The sequence below is a fragment of the Rhizobium sp. SVR5-2C genome (genome assembly GCF_056755115.1).
Genome location: NZ_JBNDHT010000563.1, coordinates 1 through 239 on the forward strand (window position 1 = coordinate 1; position 239 = coordinate 239).

1 protein-coding gene is annotated in these 239 nt (G+C 61.9%); it reads left to right on the forward strand.

Annotated elements, in window-relative coordinates:
• Positions 1-239: esterase-like activity of phytase family protein (locus ACPYOI_RS36905; protein ID WP_481424289.1), on the forward strand; the 239-nt coding region annotated here is incomplete at both ends.

Sequence of the window (239 nt, forward strand, 5' to 3'; positions counted from 1 at the left end):
CCGCAGCTGGCTCTATCCTTTCGAGGCCAAGGGCGTTTCGATCGGCGAATTCCACATGCTGGATGCCACGACTGCCCTCGTCATCGAGCGTGACAACGGCGCCGACACGAAGGACAAGGCCTGCGCTGATCCGAAGCAGCCGAAGTCGGATTGCTTCGAGGCTCCGGCCGAGCTCAAGCGCGTCTACAAGGTCGAGTTCAACGATACCAACGCCGGCAAGGCCGTGCGCAAGATCGGCT